The organism is Streptomyces sp. SM18, assembly GCF_002910775.2.
GTDB classification, from domain to species: domain Bacteria; phylum Actinomycetota; class Actinomycetes; order Streptomycetales; family Streptomycetaceae; genus Streptomyces; species Streptomyces halstedii.
Window position 1 is genome coordinate 7,107,952 of the sequence record NZ_CP029342.1, and the last position, 13,738, is coordinate 7,121,689.

Sequence of the window (13,738 nt, forward strand, 5' to 3'; positions counted from 1 at the left end):
TCATTCACCGCCGGCGGACTGGGTGGGGGAGTGCAGCAGTTCCAGCTTCTTGCCCTCACCGAGGTACATGTGCACCCCGCACGGCAGACAGGGGTCGAAGCTGCGCACCGTGCGCATGATGTCGATGCCCTTGAAGTTCTCCCGGTCGTTCTCCTCGAAGATCGGCTGCCCCTGCACCGCATCCTCGTAGGGACCGGGTGTGCCGTAGGTATCGCGGGGACTGGCGTTCCACGGGGTCGGGGGGTACGGGTGGTAGTTGGCGATCTTGCCGTCCCGGATGACCATGTGGTGCGAGAGGACGCCGCGCACCGCCTCGGTGAAGCCGCAGCCGACGCCCTCCTCCGGCACTTCGAACCTCTCCCAGGTCTTGGTGCGTCCGGCCCGGATCTCCACGAGGGCCTTCTCCGCGAAGTGCAGCGCGCAGGCGGCCGCGTACGCCTGGAAGTAGGTCCGCGCGCGGTTGCGCTCGATGGTGTTGCTCCACCGCGGTACGTGCCACTCCAGCTCCACCGGGCCCTTGAGCGCGGTCTTGGGGAGGTTGATCTTCACGCTGGTGCCGGTCGCCTGGACGTAGCCGATGTCGACCAGTCCGGCCAGCGCCGTCGTCCACAGACGCGCCAGCGGTCCGCCTCCGGTGTCGAGCGCGAGGTAGTCCTTGCCGTCGAACCAGCGGGGTGACATGACCCAGCTGTACTTGTCCTCCAGATTCCGCTTCTGGGGCCGGGGATTGGTGTGCTGGTTCCAGGGGTGGCGCCGGTCGACCGGGTTGCCGAGGGGGTCGTGGGTCACGAACATCTCCTGGTCCTCCCAGTCGCCGTAGTACGACGAGCCGAGCAGGATGCGGATGCCCAGGTTGATCTTCACCAGGTCCGTGGTGACCAGTTTCCCGTCGACGACCACGCCGGGGGTGACGTACATCTTCCGGCCCCAGCCGGTCATGTCCTTGTACTGGAAGTTGCAGTGCTCCGGGTCCTGGAACGACCCCCAGCAGCCGAGCAGGATGCGCCGGTTGCCGACCTGTTCGTACCCGGGCAGGGCCTCGTAGAAGAAGTCGAAGAGGTCGTCGTGCATCGGCACGACCTTCTTCATGAACTCCACGTAGCGCTGGAGGCGGGTGATGTAGTCGGTCATCAGCTGGATGGTCGCGACCGTGCCGACACCACCGGGGTAGAGCGTGGAGGGGTGGACGTGCCGCCCCTCCATCAGGCAGAACATCTCCCGCGTCAGCCGGCTCACCTGGAGCGCCTCCCGGTAGAACTCACCGGTGAACGGGTTCAGCGACCGCATGATGTCGCCGATGGTCTTGTACCCGTGGGCGTCCGCGTGCGGCGAGGGGGTCCGGTTGGCCTGGTCGAGCACGCCCGGGTTGGTCTCGGCGACCATCTTCTCGCAGTAGTCGACCCCGACCAGGTTCTCCTGGAAGATGTTGTGGTCGAACATGTACTCCGCGGCTTCGCCGAGATTGACGATCCATTCACCGAGGTGCGGCGGTTTCACCCCGTAGGCCATGTTCTGCGCGTAGCAGGAACAGGTGGCGTGGTTGTCCCCGCAGATTCCGCAGATCCGGCTGGTGATGAAATGCGCGTCGCGCGGGTCCTTGCCTTTCATGAAGACCGAGTATCCGCGGAAGATCGAGCTGGTGCTGTGGCACTCGGCGACGACCTTCTGTTTGAAATCGATTTTCGTGTAGATTCCCAGGCTGCCGACGATCCGGGTGATGGGATCCCATGCCATCTCCACCAGGCCGTCTTTACCCGGGGCCGTTTTGGCGCCCGTGTGCTGCGTCGCGGTCATTACGCCACCCTCGTCTTTCTTTCTCCTGCGGTGATTTACCAGGTGCGGGTGGCGCCGGTGGTCAGTTTCCTGCCGGGCTTACGCCACTTCGGCTCGCGGTCGAGCGTGTGCGTCGTGAGGTGGCGCAGCCGCCGCATCGTGTTTCCGTACAGTCCGACCGCGTTCGTCGAGAGCTTTCCGCCGGGCGGCTCGTCCATGAACGGCATGAACTTGTCCGGGAATCCCGGCATGGTGCACCCGATGCAGATCCCGCCCACGTTGGGGCATCCGCCGATGCCGTTCATCCAGCCGCGCTTGGGCACGTTGCACTTGACTGTGGGACCCCAGCAGCCCAGCTTGACGATGCACTTCGGCGAGCCGTACTCGGTGGCGAAGTCACCCTGCTCGTAGTAGCCGGCCCGGTCGCAGCCCTCGTGCACCGTCTGCCCGAACAGCCAGGCAGGGCGCAGTGCGTCGTCGAGCGGGATCATCGGGGCCTGGTCGGTGGCCATGTAGAGCAGGTAGGTGAGCGTCTCCGAGAGGTTGTCCGGCTGGATCGGGCAGCCGGGGACACACACGATCGGGATGCCCGCCTTGGACGTCCAGTCCTTGCCCAGGTAGTCGGGGACCCCCATGGCGCCGGTCGGGTTGCCCGCCATGGCGTGGATCCCGCCGTAGGTCGCGCAGGTCCCGGCGGCCACGATCGCGGTGGCCTTGGGCGCCAGGCGGTCGAGCCACTCGCTGGTGGTGACGGGCTGCCCGGTGGTGGGGTCGTTGCCGAATCCGCACCAGTAGCCCTCGTCGTGCAGCTGCTCGTTGGGAATGGACCCCTCGACCACGAGGACGAACGGTTCCAGTTCTCCGCGGTCCGCCTTGAAGAACCATTCGAGGAAGTCGTCGGCGCCGCCGTTGGGGCCGCACTCGAAATCGATCAGGGGCCAGTGCACCGCGATCTGCGGAAGGCCGGGCAGAGCGCCGAGTGCGATCTCCTCGATGCTGGGCTGAGTGGCCGCGGTGAGGGCCACCGAATCACCGTCACAACTGAGTCCCGCATTGATCCACAGCACATGGATCAGTGTCTCTTCCGCCTTTACCGCTTCCTCTGTAGGCATAGTGCTCTCGCCTTTCGGGGAGACAGCCGTCCCGTCGTGTCGCTGAGCCCGGCTTTCCACACACGGGTGGGTTCGCGCATATTGCTACCATCTAGCCCCGGCGCGGGAGCACCGGCAACACGGTGATTCCGTGGACGGAATGAGCCGGTCGGGTGACACACCCGGTCCGCGGGGCGATTTGCCGCGTCGCGCGGCGCGCACGACGGCCTACGGTCGGGACGCCCATCGCGAGAACGGTACGAACGAGGCCGTGGTGCACGAACTGGCAATTACACAGAGCGTCGTCGACGCCGTATGCGAACGCGCCGCCGGACGTCCGGTCCGGTCGGTCGTCGTCCGGGTGGGTGCGCTCACCGCGGTCGTCGCCGACTCGATGCGTTTCTGCTTCGACCTGGTCACCGAGGGAACGGTGGCCGAGGGTGCGCTGCTGGAGATCGATCAACCGCCGGGATCGGCCCGATGCCGTACGTGCGGTGTCGAATTCGCCCTTGCCGACCTGATCCCGCTGTGCCCGTGCGGCAGCGCGGACGTACGGGTCACGTCGGGACGGGAACTCCAGATCGTCTCGATGAAAGTGGGTTGACTTCCATGTGCGGTACTTGCGGCTGCGGTGACGAGGACGGCGGGCAGGCCGGTACGAGGGTCACCGTGCTGGACGGGCGGGCGGCAACCCCCCATGGGCACGACCATGTGCACGACCACGACCACGACCACGACCACCCGCACGAGCACGGCCGTCCGGCGCCCGACCACGAGACGGTCACGCTCGAACAGCGGGTCCTGGCCAAGAACGAGCGCCTCGCGGAGCGCAACCGCCGCTGGATGGCCGCCCGGGGGATCGTGGCGGTGAACCTGATGAGTTCACCGGGCGCGGGGAAGACCACCCTGCTCGAACGCACCATTGGCGAGCTGGCCGGGTCGCGGCCGCTGGCGGTCGTCGAGGGCGACCAGGAGACCAGACTGGACGCGGAGCGCATCCGGCGCGCCGGATGCCCGGTGGCGCAGGTGAACACCGGGGCCGGCTGCCACCTCGACGCGGAGATGATGCGCGAGGCGCTCACCTCGCTCTCCCCGGCCCAGGACTCGCTGCTGCTGATCGAGAACGTGGGCAACCTCGTCTGCCCCGCCCTGTTCGACCTGGGAGAACAGAGCAAGGTCGTGATCATCTCGGTCACCGAGGGCACCGACAAGCCGCGGAAGTACCCGTACATGTTCGAGGCCGCGGACCTGATCGTCGTCAACAAGACCGATCTGCTGCCCTACGTCGACTTCGACGTGGAGCGGTGCGAGCGGTACGCCCGTGAGGTCAACCCCGACGTCCGGGTGCTGGGCATGTCGGCGACCACCGGTGAGGGCCTGGCCGACTGGTACGAGTGGCTGGCCGGCCAGAAGTAGCGGCGGCCGCGCCGTCCGGGGCCGCCGGGCGGGGCGTCCGGCCACGGCGCGGCCGGTGCCGGCCGCGCCGCCCGGCGTCACCCGGCCGCGTCACCTGCTGGCGCTGGAGTAGGGCAGGAGACCCATCTCCCGGGCGTTCTTGATCGCCGTGGCCATCTGGCGTTGCTGCTGGGCGCTGATACGGGTGACCCGGCGGCTGCGGATCTTGCCCCGGTCGGAGATGAACTTCCGCAGCAGATCGGTGTCCTTGTAGTCGATGTAGGTGATCTCGGCCGCGTCGAGCGGGTTGGGACGGGTCTTGAGCGGCTTGCGGGGGTCTGTACGGCGTGCCATCGGGCACTCCTTCGGTGGTCGGTCGGCCGGGCGGGCCGGGGTGGTCAGTGCGCCGGGTCGAGGAGGGGGTCGAAGGCCGGGGGCAGGCTCTTCCAGGCCTCGGGCCCGGCCGTGTACTCGGCGTCGGTGAGCAGGCAGGAGTCCAGCAGCGCGGTGAGTCCCTCGCGGTCGAGGCCGGGGGAGACGAAGACCAGGTGCTGGCAGCGGTCGCCGTGTTCCGGATGCCAGTCCAGGGCGGCGGCGGCCCGGCGGAAGGGCGGCACCATCTCCCAGGCCGCGTCCGGCAGGGAGGCGAGCCAGGGGCCGGTGTCCTCCACGCACAGGGCGCCGCCGGCCGCGTCCCAGGAGAGCAGGGTGTCCGGCCGGTCGGCGAGCCAGAACCGGCCACGGCTGCGGGCGGCCGCGCAGCACAGGTCCTCCAGCGCGTCGTAGAGGCGCTCGGGGTGGAAGGGACGGTGGCTGCGCCACACGAGGGTGCTGACTCCCGACGCGTCGGCTTCCTGGGGGAGGAGCGCGCACGCGGGGTGCTGGCGGGCGGCCGCCGCCTCCACGTCGAACCCGGACAGCGCGAGTTCGGCCAGCGCGTGTGAACCCGCCGCCGCGTGCCGGGCCGTGGGGTGCAGCTGCCCGATGAGCGCGCGGTCCTCGTCGTCGGCCGCCTCGCTGTCGGTCAGGGCGAGCACGGAGGCGTACTCCAGCTGCCGGGCCCAGGTGTCGCCGACGGTGCGCTGGTCGGTCGCGGCCGCCGCCAGCCCGGCGTCCGCCAGGTCGTCGCCGTTGACCAGGTAGGGCAGGACGAGGGCCGGATCGACCGCGGTGATGACGCTCGTGACCTCGGCCCACCCGGCGCCGTGGGCGGCGACGACCTCGGCCATGGCCTTGGGTTCGACGGAGTCCCAGAGTTCGAGTACGGCGAGACGGGTGCTGCCGTCGGAGGCGAGTCGCTCCAGTTCCGGGATCAGGTCCTCACGCAGGGCACAGCAGGCGCAGTCGTTCACGAGGGGCGCCTCGCCGGCGGACCGCTCGCCGGAGGCGTCGCGGACCGTGCGGCGCACCGTACCGCCGTCCGCCGTGGTCAGGTCGTGGTGCAGCGCGACGCTGCGCGGGACGGCCCTGAGCAGCCCCTCCACCACCTCGCGGCGGGCGTCGGAGTGCAGCCCGCTGACGACGGCGACGGACAGCTTCCGGTTGTCGTCCATCACCGGTCCGCCCGGCTGCCGTAGCGGCGCTCGAACCGCTCCACCCGTCCCGCGGTGTCCAGGACGCGGGCGGTGCCGGTGTAGAAGGGGTGGCTCGCGGAGGAGATCTCCACGTCCACGACGGGGTAGGTGTGGCCGTCCTCCCATTCGACGGTGCGCCCACCGGTGGTTCCGGCGAGGGTGGAGCGGGTCAGGAAGGCGAAGTCGGCGGCCTTGTCGCGGAAGACGACGGGGCCGTACGAGGGGTGGATTCCGGGCTTCATGGCGATGTCCTTCGTTCAGGTCGGGCAGGTCGGGCAAGGCCGGCAGGTCGGGCCGGGTCGGTGGTCAGCGCTCTTCGCGGAAGTCCACGTGCCGGCGCACCACCGGGTCGAACTTCCTCAGTACGAGCCGGTCGGGGTCGTTCCGGCGGTTCTTGCGGGTCACGTAGGTGTATCCGGTGCCCGCGGTGGAGCGGAGCTTGATGATCGGGCGTAGTTCGTTGCGAGCCATGCGGGCTACTATATGGCAATGGTTTCCATGTTCAATAATGGGGCCACTCGACGAGAGGCAGGTATCATCGTGTCCGCCCACTGCCAACTGACCGGCGCCCAGCCGGGCTTCGGCAACCACATCTCCCACTCGCACCGGCGCACCTCACGCCGGTTCGACCCCAACATCCAGCGCAAGCGCTACTGGCTGCCCGGCGAGGGCCGTCATGTGCGTCTGACGCTGAGCGCCAAGGCGATCAAGGCCGTCGACACCATCGGTATCGAGGCCGCAGTGGCCCGCATCCGGGCGCGAGGGGGAAAGGTCTGATGGCGAAGAAGAGCAAGATCGCGCAGAACGAGAAGCGCAAGCTGGTCGTCCGGCGGTACGCGTCCCGGCGGGCCGAGCTGAAGGAGATCATCCGGCGTCCCGGTACGCCCGAGGCGGAGCGGTCCGCGGCCGTCGAGGAACTGCGGCGCCAGCCGCGTGACGCCAGTGCCACACGGGTCCGCAACCGGGACGCCGTGGACGGCCGCCCGCGCGGCTACCTGCGGAAGTTCGGGCTGTCCCGGGTCCGGGCGCGTGAGGAGGCACACGCCGGGTTCCTTCCCGGAGTGACCAAGTCGTCCTGGTGACGGAGGGCCGCACACCCGGCGCGAGGCGGGGTGTGCGGCCACCCGCCGCGGTCGGGGGCGCGGTCGGCCGAGGCCGCGCGAACGGTTCGCCGTGGTGAGCCGCTCGCGGTGACCGTGCCGGTCGTGGGGCACCGTGCTGACGGTCGTGGCCGCCGTGCGCGACCGGAACCACTGAGTCCGCGGGGCCCGCCCGGCGTCCCCGCCACGTCACCGTCAGCACGTGCCGCCGTCAGCGCAGGGCGGCCACCAGCGCGTCGCTCGCGGAGCACCACACCTGCCGCGCCTCGCCGAAGCCCTGTTCCAGCAGGGTCTCGACGTGCCAGCGGGTGAGGGTGGGGCGATCGCGTGGTCCGTCGCCGGTCCGGGGCTTCCTCGGGTCGCCCAGCAGGGCGAAGCGCTCGGCCGCGGCACCGGCCAGGACGGGGTCGTCCGCCACCGCCTGCCACCAGTCCACCCAGTCCGCAGCCCCCTGCCGTCGTCGCTCCTCCTGGCGTCGGGCGTGCAGGGCTCCAAGGGCCGCGTTGATGCGAGGAGCGGAGTCGTCCTCCATGTGGTCGGCGTTGAGGAACACACCGCCCTCGCGCAGCAGACCGGCCAGGGCCCCGTAGAGGCGGCGCAGCGGTTCGGTGTCCAGCCAGTGCAGGGCGGTGGCCGTCACCACGGCGTCGTAGGACACGTGCGGGAGACGCTCGGTCCACCCGGGTGCCGTGAGGTCGGCCTCGACGAAGGTGACGCGGTCGTCCCCGGCGAAGTGGCCACGCGCGATGGTCAGGAGCGCGGGGTCGATGTCCACACACGTACTGGTGGCCCCGGGCAGCCGGCGCAGCAGCCGGTCGGAGATGCTGCCCGTGCCGCACGCCAGGTCCAGGACGCGCGGCGCGGGTCCGGCCACGGCCTCGACGGTGTCGAGCATGACCCGGAACCGCTCCTCGCGGTCCGGCATGTACCACTCCTGCTGGCGGTCCCAACTGGTCTGCCACCGCTGCCAGTCGGTGCTGGTCGTTGCTGTCATGAGTGTGGTTGTCCCTCTCTCGGCGCGTCGTACGGGGTGGGCGTGCCCGCGGCCGCCACGGCACCCAGATGCCGGGAGCGCAGCAGCAGGCGGGTGGTCTCCGAGCGCGGGGCGGTGAGTACGGACCGGCGGTCGCCGTGGTCCACGACGGTGCCGGTGTCGAGGACGACCAGGTCGTCGGCGAGCCGTTCCACGAGACGCAGGTCGTGACCGATCCACAGCACGGCGGTGCCGCTCCCCTCGCGGAGCCGGGTGATCTCCTCCGTCACCGCCCGGGTGCTGACCTCGTCCAGCGCGGTGGTGATCTCGTCACAGATCAGCACCACGGGCTCGGCGAGCAGGGCGCGGGCCAGCGCGGCGCGTTGCAGTTCCCCGCCGGAGAGCGATCCGGCGTGCCGCGCCGCGTGTTCCGAGGACAGACCGAGCCGCTCCCACACGCGCATCGCCCGCCGCTCGGCCTCCCGCGGCGACAGCCCGCGCAGGCGTACCGCGGTGCGGGCCACCTGCTCCAGTACGGTGCGCCGCTCGTCGAACGAGTTCCGTACCTCCTGCCACACGTACTGCACGGCCCTGATCTGCCGTGGCGTCCGGTGGCGCAGGACCGGCAGCGGTTCGCCGAACAGGGACACCTCTCCGTCGTGGCGTTCGTGGAGCCCGGCGAGGCACCGGGCGAGGACCGTCTTGCCGCTGCCCGAGGGGCCGACGACGGCCGTGCAGCCGGCTTCCGGCACCCGCACGGTCACGTCGCGCAGCACCTCGCCCCGCCGTCCGGGGCGCAGCCACGCGGACAGGCCGCGGGCGTGCAGGGCGGCCCGGCCGCCGCCGGGGGAGGGGGCCGGGTCCGAGGCGGGGGCCGGAACAGGTGCGGCCGGCCGTGCCGGCAGGAGGTCCGCCGTGCGGCCCTCGGCCGTGACCCGTCCCCGGTCCATGAGCACGGTCCGCGTGGCGACCGCCCGTACGAGGTCGTGGTCGTGGCTCAGCAGCAGCACCGCGATCCCGTCGGCCGCGAGCCGGGTCAGCTCTCCCGCCAGCCGCAGCCGCGCCACGGTGTCCAGGCCCGTACTGGGCTCGTCGAGGACCACGGCACGGGGGCCGCAGACGAGCACCTGGGCCAGGGCCACCCGCTGCCGCTGCCCGCCGGAGAACTGGTGCGGGAAGCGGCGACGGGTCGCGGGGCCGTCCGGCAGTCCGGCGGTCCGCAGGGCTTCGGCCGCGTACCCGGCCGCGGCGGGGCGCCCGCCGCCGGGCCGGTGCAGGCGGGCCAGTTCGGCCAGGACCGAGCCCGTCCGCCGGGCGGGGTTGAGGGCATGGGCCGGGTGCTGGGGCATGTAGGCGACGACCCGGCCGCGTACGGACGGCGCGAGGCGGGTCGGCCCGTCGGCCGATACCACCGTGGTGCCCGCGACCTCGACCTCGCCGCTGAGCCGGACACCGGTGGCCGACTCCCCCAGGAGGGCCAGGGCGGCGGTGGTCTTGCCGCTGCCGGAGGGCCCCACGAGAGCCGTCACCTCACCGGGCGCGACGGTCAGGCCGACGCCGTCCAGCAGGACGGCCGTCCCCGCCCGCGCGGTCAGTCCGCGGACCTCGATCACCGGTTCCATGCCCGCTCCTTCCCCCGCGTGGTCTCCCCGCGTCCGTCCCCGCGCGGCAGCAGGCCGTCGGCCAGCAGATTGGCACCGACGGTGAACATCACCAGCATCAGCGCCGGGGCGACGACCGCCCATGGCTGCACGAACAGCGCCTCCCGGCTCGCGGCGATCACCACGCCCCAGTCCGGGGAGGTCGGGTCCAGGCCGAGTCCGAGGAAGTTGGCCGCTGCCACGGTGAAGACCGCGGACCCCACCCGGGTACCGGCGTCGGCGGCCGCCACCGGCAGGACGGCACGCCCCACGTGCCCGATCAGGACGCGCGCCGCCGACTCGCCCTGGAGCCGCATCGCCTCCGCGACGGGACCGCCGGCCGCGTCCATGGCCGCCGCCCGCAACAGCCGTGCCACGGCGGGCACGTTGAGAGCCGCGACCGCCAGGGCCACGGCGACCGGATGCCCGCGCCACCCGACCCCGATGACGCTGATCACCAGCAGGGAGGGCAGGGGCAGCAGGAGTTCGACCGGCCGCATCAGCAGATCGTCGAGCCACCGGCTGCGGGAGGCCGCGGCCGTCAGCCCGATCGCGGCCCCGACCACGCAGGCCAGGGCCACCGCGGCGCAGGCCACCCCGAGCGCACTCGCCCCGCCCCGCAGGAGCAGCGCCAGGACGTCGCGGCCGAGGGCGTCCGTGCCCAGCACGTGCCCGTCGCCCCTGGCGTAGGGCATGCCCTCGGACGGAACGGGCGAGTCCGTGACGAACGGGCCGATCAGGGCGGCCGCGCACGGCGGGGCCAGGAGCAGCGCCCCGGTGGCCGTGCGCCGGTACCGGCGGCCGTTCATCGCAGTACCTCCGTGCGGGGGGCCAGCCGTCGGCTGACCAGGTCGGCGGCGAGGTTGAGCAGACAGGCGACGGCGGCCAGGGTGAGGGTGAGCGCCTGGACGGTGGGCACATCACGGTTCTGCACGGCCTCCACCAGAGCCGTCGCGGTGCCGGGAACGGCGAAGACGGCCTCGACCACCAGCACACCGCCCAGCAGATGGTCGCCGGTGCGCGCGAGTTCCTGCACGCCGGGGACCGCGGCGTTGGGCAGCAGGTGCCGCAGTACGAGCCGGACGGGGGGCACTCCGAGACGGCGGGCCTGCACGGTGTATCCGGCGTTCAGCGAGGTGAGGGTGCCGGCCCGGATCTGCCGTGACAGCACGCACACGGTCCTGGCCAGCAGGACCGCCACCGGCAGCACGAACAGCTCGGGGCGCTGCCACCACAGGTCGTCGGCCCCCACCCAGGTGGAGGGCAGCCACCCCAGCCGCAGGGAGAACAGGGCCACCAGCAGAAGGGCCAGGACGAAGTCCGGCACGGAGGTCAGCGTCAGTGTCACCGCGGAGACCACGCGGTCGGTGCGGCTGCCCGCCCGCAGCCCGGTCACCAGCCCGATGACGACGGCCAGCGGAACCAGCAGGAGGATCGTGACGGCGGCGAGGGCGGCCGTCGCCGTGACGGAGCGGGCCAGCACCCCGCTCACGGGCCCGCCGCCGACCAGGGAGGTGCCGAGGTCGCCGGTGAGCAGACCGCGCGCCCAGTCGGCGAAACGCTCGGCCGCCGGCCGGTCGAGCCCCATCTGTTCGCGTAGCTGGGCCACCTGGTCCAGGCCGGCCTGCTCGTTGAAGTCCACGGTGGCCGCGTCGCCCGGCAGCAGGTCGGTCAGCAGGAAGACCACGACGCTGAGGACGGCGAGCTGGACGACGGTCCAGCCGCCGCGGCGCAGGGCGTACCGCAGCACCTCAGTCCAGCCACACCGTGTCGAACCTGGCCCAGTCCACGGTGTTGGGCGGCGCCTCCTTCACCCCGCGCAGAGTGCGGGAGACGGCGTTCAGCCACTGGGGGTGGGCCCACAGGACCAGCCCGCCACGGTCCCGGAGCGTCTGCTGCACCGACCGGTAGCGCTGCTCGCGCTCCTCGTCGTCGGTGACTGCCTGGGCCGCCGCGAAGGCCTCGTCGAAGTCGGGGCGCTGCCACGCGGTGGCGTTCTGCGGCGATTCGGTCAGCAGCCGCTCGCTGATGTACGTGGGGATCGACATGGCGCCGCAGCGGTGGTTGGTCACCGTCCCGGTGGTCAGCACATCGGTGAAGTACGACTCCGGAGGCCCGTTGGTTATCTTCACCCTCAGTCCCGCCTCCTCGGCCTGTTCGGCGAAGAGGTGGGCGGCCTGGGCGAAGCTGTCCGAGGCCGTGGACGTGTAGAAGGACACGGTCTTGCCGAGCAGCCCGGACCGCCGCAGCAGCCGCCGGGCCTCCGCCACGTCCCGCTCGCGCTGTTCCAGGCCGTCCGGGTAGTACGTGTAGCCCTTGCCGTAGAGGTCGTTGCCGATCTCGGCACGGCCGGCGCAGACCACGTCCACCAGGCGTTCGCGGTCCACGAGCAGCTTGACGGCCATCGCCGCGTCCGGGTCGTCGAAGGGCGGCCGGTCCGTCTTGAGGGCGAAGCCCTGGACGCCGCTGCGCGCGGTGGCCACCACCCGTACCCGGCTGTCGTGTTCGACGGTGCGGGCGAAGGTCGGGGTCATCTCGTGCGCGTAGTGCACCTCGCCGCTGCGCACGGCGGCGCCCCGCGCCTCGCTCTCCGCGGACAGGACGCGCACCTCGTCCAGGTGTGGGGCACCGTTCCAGTGGTCGTCGAAGCGGCGGGCGACGAACGAGCGCCCGGCGGTGAAGGAGACGAACCGGAACGGGCCGGTCCCCACGGGATGCCGCGGATCGTCCCAGCCGTCGCGGACGATCGCCGTACCGGTCATCGCCAGCAGGGCGGGCAGCTCCGCGTTGGGCCGGGTGAGCCTGATCTCCACACTCCGCCTGCCCACCGCACGGCAGTTGGGGAGGTCCACGGAGGAGAGGGACTTCTTCGCCAGATGGTCGGCGGCCTTGGGGTCGAGGATGCGCGCGAGGCTGTACAGGACGTCGTCGGCGTCGAGGACGTGCCCGTCGTGGAAGTGTGCCTCACGCAGCTCGAACCTCCAGACGCGGGCCGACGCGTCGCTGGTCCAGGTGCGGGCCAGCCTCGGGACGGGGCGCAGGGAGGCGTCGAGGTCGACCAGCTTGTCGAAGACGGCCTTGTGCCGGGCGATGTCGACGAACTGCCGCTGCGCGTGCGGGTCCATCGTCTCCTTGACGCCCGCGCCCGGGAAGGCGGCCCGCAGGCTTCCGCCCTTCCTGGGGGAGGAGGAGCCGGAGGCGGCGGACGAGCAGCCGGTGAACAGGCCGGTGCCCACGGCGGCGGCCATGAGGAGCGCGTTTCGGCGTGTGGGAGCGACAGGCACCGGCGGGCACCTCCTGATCGAACGTCATTTACATATGCATCCAATGTGTTGTTGCGACCGATTGGCAAGTGGGCCTCCTATGGTGTGGCCCACACTGGTGCTCGGGCGACCACCGGGTTCGTACGGCTGGGCGCGCCCGAAGCCCGTCACGGGCCGCGCGGAGACGTCCTAGAACTTGTCCAGCCACAGGACGATCCCGGTGTGTCCCGTCAGCACCGCCGCCACGCCCGCCCGGACGGCGGCCGCGCAGCGGGCATCGGTGAAGGAGCCCGGGTCGTACGTCGAGGCCATGCCGAGCCCTTCGCCCCGGAACGACGCGCCCGACCAGTCCACGGCCGTCACGTTCTCGGTGGGTTCGGCGAGTTCGGCCCCCACGATCAGGAACTCCTGGTCGAGATGGCTCGGGCTGACCGTCGCCAGCGGGTCCACGAGGTCGTTGCCGGCGCTGACGATCAGGTCGGGGCGCAGGTCCAGTGCCCGGGTGACGGCGGGCACGTGGTCGGCGGCGTCCGAGGCGGTCACCGTCCGCAGATCGACGTCCTCGTCCTTCGCCCACGCCTTCACCGCCTTCACCAGGGCCTTCGTCGGACGGTCCTGACCCGCGGTGAGCAGGACGACACGCGTGCCGGCCGAGGGCCGGACGCCGGACCACGACCCCGGGCTCGGTGTCACGGTCGACTCCGGTGCGGGCGAGGAGTCCGGATCGATGAATCCCACGCCCAGTTCGCCGACGGCGGCGGGGCCGGGGCGTGGTTTCGACCAGTCGTCACCCGAGGCGCATCCGGTGAGCAGGGCGGCGGCCACGAGCAGTACGGCGGCCAGGAGCGGGCGGTGCACGACGATCGTCCTCCGGTACAAGGGTCCGCGGCGGCGGCCCGGCGGGAGCGCGGGGCGCGGGTGGCTCGACG

The 13,738-nt window shown here is 71.6% G+C and carries 16 protein-coding genes; 4 read left to right on the plus strand and 12 right to left on the minus strand.

Annotated elements, in window-relative coordinates; genetic code table 11:
• Both B9S64_RS31550 and B9S64_RS31555 read right to left on the minus strand, forming a co-directional pair.
• Entirely contained in the window at nucleotides 1-1,794 is a 1,794-nt protein-coding gene (locus tag B9S64_RS31550; RefSeq protein WP_103491741.1) for a nickel-dependent hydrogenase large subunit, read from the minus strand.
• A gap of 35 nt (nucleotides 1,795-1,829) precedes the next feature.
• Nucleotides 1,830-2,885: a hydrogenase expression protein HypE gene (locus B9S64_RS31555; protein WP_103491742.1), complete on the minus strand. Its 1,056-nt coding sequence runs from the start codon at nucleotides 2,883-2,885 to the stop codon at nucleotides 1,830-1,832.
• A 250-nt stretch (nucleotides 2,886-3,135) separates the two neighbouring features.
• On the opposite strand from B9S64_RS31555, the gene B9S64_RS31560 reads away from it, so the two are divergent.
• Together B9S64_RS31560 and hypB are read left to right on the plus strand one after the other, a co-directional pair.
• Nucleotides 3,136-3,468: a hydrogenase maturation nickel metallochaperone HypA gene (locus tag B9S64_RS31560; protein WP_203631474.1), complete on the plus strand. Its 333-nt coding sequence runs from the start codon at nucleotides 3,136-3,138 to the stop codon at nucleotides 3,466-3,468.
• Nucleotides 3,469-3,473: 5 nt separating this feature from the next.
• Nucleotides 3,474-4,280 (plus strand): hydrogenase nickel incorporation protein HypB, encoded by an 807-nt coding sequence (gene hypB, locus B9S64_RS31565; RefSeq protein ID WP_103491747.1) that lies wholly within the window; start codon nucleotides 3,474-3,476, stop codon nucleotides 4,278-4,280.
• Between the two features lie 90 nt (nucleotides 4,281-4,370).
• On the opposite strand, the gene rpsR is transcribed toward hypB, so the two are convergent.
• The 4 genes from rpsR to rpmG all read right to left on the minus strand — a co-directional run bounded on the left by rpsR (nucleotide 4,371) and on the right by rpmG (nucleotide 6,304).
• Nucleotides 4,371-4,613: a 30S ribosomal protein S18 gene (gene rpsR, locus B9S64_RS31570; protein ID WP_103489497.1), complete on the minus strand. Its 243-nt coding sequence runs from the start codon at nucleotides 4,611-4,613 to the stop codon at nucleotides 4,371-4,373.
• Between the two features lie 44 nt (nucleotides 4,614-4,657).
• Nucleotides 4,658-5,812, minus strand: a complete 1,155-nt coding sequence (locus B9S64_RS31575; protein ID WP_103489498.1) for a GTP-binding protein — start codon at nucleotides 5,810-5,812, stop codon at nucleotides 4,658-4,660.
• Nucleotides 5,812-6,075, minus strand: a complete 264-nt coding sequence (locus B9S64_RS31580) for a type B 50S ribosomal protein L31 (RefSeq protein ID WP_103489499.1) — start codon at nucleotides 6,073-6,075, stop codon at nucleotides 5,812-5,814. Before B9S64_RS31580 ends, B9S64_RS31575 begins: the two co-directional genes overlap by 1 nt.
• A 64-nt stretch (nucleotides 6,076-6,139) precedes the next feature.
• On the minus strand, nucleotides 6,140-6,304 hold the full coding sequence (gene rpmG / locus B9S64_RS31585; protein WP_028440560.1) for a 50S ribosomal protein L33: 165 nt from the start codon (nucleotides 6,302-6,304) through the stop codon (nucleotides 6,140-6,142).
• A gap of 69 nt (nucleotides 6,305-6,373) precedes the next feature.
• On the opposite strand from rpmG, the gene rpmB reads away from it, so the two are divergent.
• A complete protein-coding gene (gene rpmB / locus B9S64_RS31590) occupies nucleotides 6,374-6,610 on the plus strand; it encodes a 50S ribosomal protein L28 (protein ID WP_103489500.1) in 237 nt (78 codons plus the stop codon).
• Nucleotides 6,610-6,915: a 30S ribosomal protein S14 gene (gene rpsN / locus B9S64_RS31595; protein WP_103489501.1), complete on the plus strand. Its 306-nt coding sequence runs from the start codon at nucleotides 6,610-6,612 to the stop codon at nucleotides 6,913-6,915. The genes rpmB and rpsN overlap by 1 nt, the downstream gene beginning before the upstream one ends.
• A 229-nt stretch (nucleotides 6,916-7,144) precedes the next feature.
• On the opposite strand, the gene B9S64_RS31600 is transcribed toward rpsN, so the two are convergent.
• The 6 genes from B9S64_RS31600 to B9S64_RS31625 form a co-directional block, all read right to left on the minus strand.
• A complete protein-coding gene (locus B9S64_RS31600; RefSeq protein ID WP_103489502.1) occupies nucleotides 7,145-7,927 on the minus strand; it encodes a trans-aconitate 2-methyltransferase in 783 nt (260 codons plus the stop codon).
• Nucleotides 7,924-9,528: an ABC transporter ATP-binding protein gene (locus B9S64_RS31605; RefSeq protein WP_109492185.1), complete on the minus strand. Its 1,605-nt coding sequence runs from the start codon at nucleotides 9,526-9,528 to the stop codon at nucleotides 7,924-7,926. Before B9S64_RS31605 ends, B9S64_RS31600 begins: the two co-directional genes overlap by 4 nt.
• Nucleotides 9,516-10,355 (minus strand): ABC transporter permease subunit, encoded by an 840-nt coding sequence (locus B9S64_RS31610; RefSeq protein ID WP_103493754.1) that lies wholly within the window; start codon nucleotides 10,353-10,355, stop codon nucleotides 9,516-9,518. Before B9S64_RS31610 ends, B9S64_RS31605 begins: the two co-directional genes overlap by 13 nt.
• On the minus strand, nucleotides 10,352-11,296 hold the full coding sequence (locus B9S64_RS31615) for an ABC transporter permease (protein ID WP_103493755.1): 945 nt from the start codon (nucleotides 11,294-11,296) through the stop codon (nucleotides 10,352-10,354). Before B9S64_RS31615 ends, B9S64_RS31610 begins: the two co-directional genes overlap by 4 nt.
• A gap of 1 nt (nucleotide 11,297) precedes the next feature.
• The gene (locus B9S64_RS31620) at nucleotides 11,298-12,830 is read right to left on the minus strand and encodes an ABC transporter substrate-binding protein (protein WP_103493756.1); all 1,533 of its coding nucleotides are present in this window, start codon (nucleotides 12,828-12,830) and stop codon (nucleotides 11,298-11,300) included.
• Nucleotides 12,831-12,998: 168 nt separating this feature from the next.
• Entirely contained in the window at nucleotides 12,999-13,667 is a 669-nt protein-coding gene (locus B9S64_RS31625) for a hypothetical protein (protein WP_103493757.1), read from the minus strand.
• Nucleotides 13,668-13,738: the final 71 nt, after the last annotated feature.

What these genes read in the sequence shown, in the direction of transcription:
- B9S64_RS31600 (WP_103489502.1), bottom strand. Translation starts at nt 7,927, where the DNA reads ATGACAGCAACGACCAGCACCGACTGGCAGCGGTGGCAGACCAGTTGG.
- rpsR (WP_103489497.1), bottom strand. Translation starts at nt 4,613, where the DNA reads ATGGCACGCCGTACAGACCCCCGCAAGCCGCTCAAGACCCGTCCCAAC.
- rpsN (WP_103489501.1), top strand. Translation starts at nt 6,610, where the DNA reads ATGGCGAAGAAGAGCAAGATCGCGCAGAACGAGAAGCGCAAGCTGGTC.
- B9S64_RS31555 (WP_103491742.1), bottom strand. Translation starts at nt 2,885, where the DNA reads ATGCCTACAGAGGAAGCGGTAAAGGCGGAAGAGACACTGATCCATGTG.
- B9S64_RS31610 (WP_103493754.1), bottom strand. Translation starts at nt 10,355, where the DNA reads ATGAACGGCCGCCGGTACCGGCGCACGGCCACCGGGGCGCTGCTCCTG.
- B9S64_RS31580 (WP_103489499.1), bottom strand. Translation starts at nt 6,075, where the DNA reads ATGAAGCCCGGAATCCACCCCTCGTACGGCCCCGTCGTCTTCCGCGAC.
- hypB (WP_103491747.1), top strand. Translation starts at nt 3,474, where the DNA reads ATGTGCGGTACTTGCGGCTGCGGTGACGAGGACGGCGGGCAGGCCGGT.
- B9S64_RS31575 (WP_103489498.1), bottom strand. Translation starts at nt 5,812, where the DNA reads ATGGACGACAACCGGAAGCTGTCCGTCGCCGTCGTCAGCGGGCTGCAC.
- B9S64_RS31550 (WP_103491741.1), bottom strand. Translation starts at nt 1,794, where the DNA reads ATGACCGCGACGCAGCACACGGGCGCCAAAACGGCCCCGGGTAAAGAC.
- B9S64_RS31605 (WP_109492185.1), bottom strand. Translation starts at nt 9,528, where the DNA reads ATGGAACCGGTGATCGAGGTCCGCGGACTGACCGCGCGGGCGGGGACG.
- rpmG (WP_028440560.1), bottom strand. Translation starts at nt 6,304, where the DNA reads ATGGCTCGCAACGAACTACGCCCGATCATCAAGCTCCGCTCCACCGCG.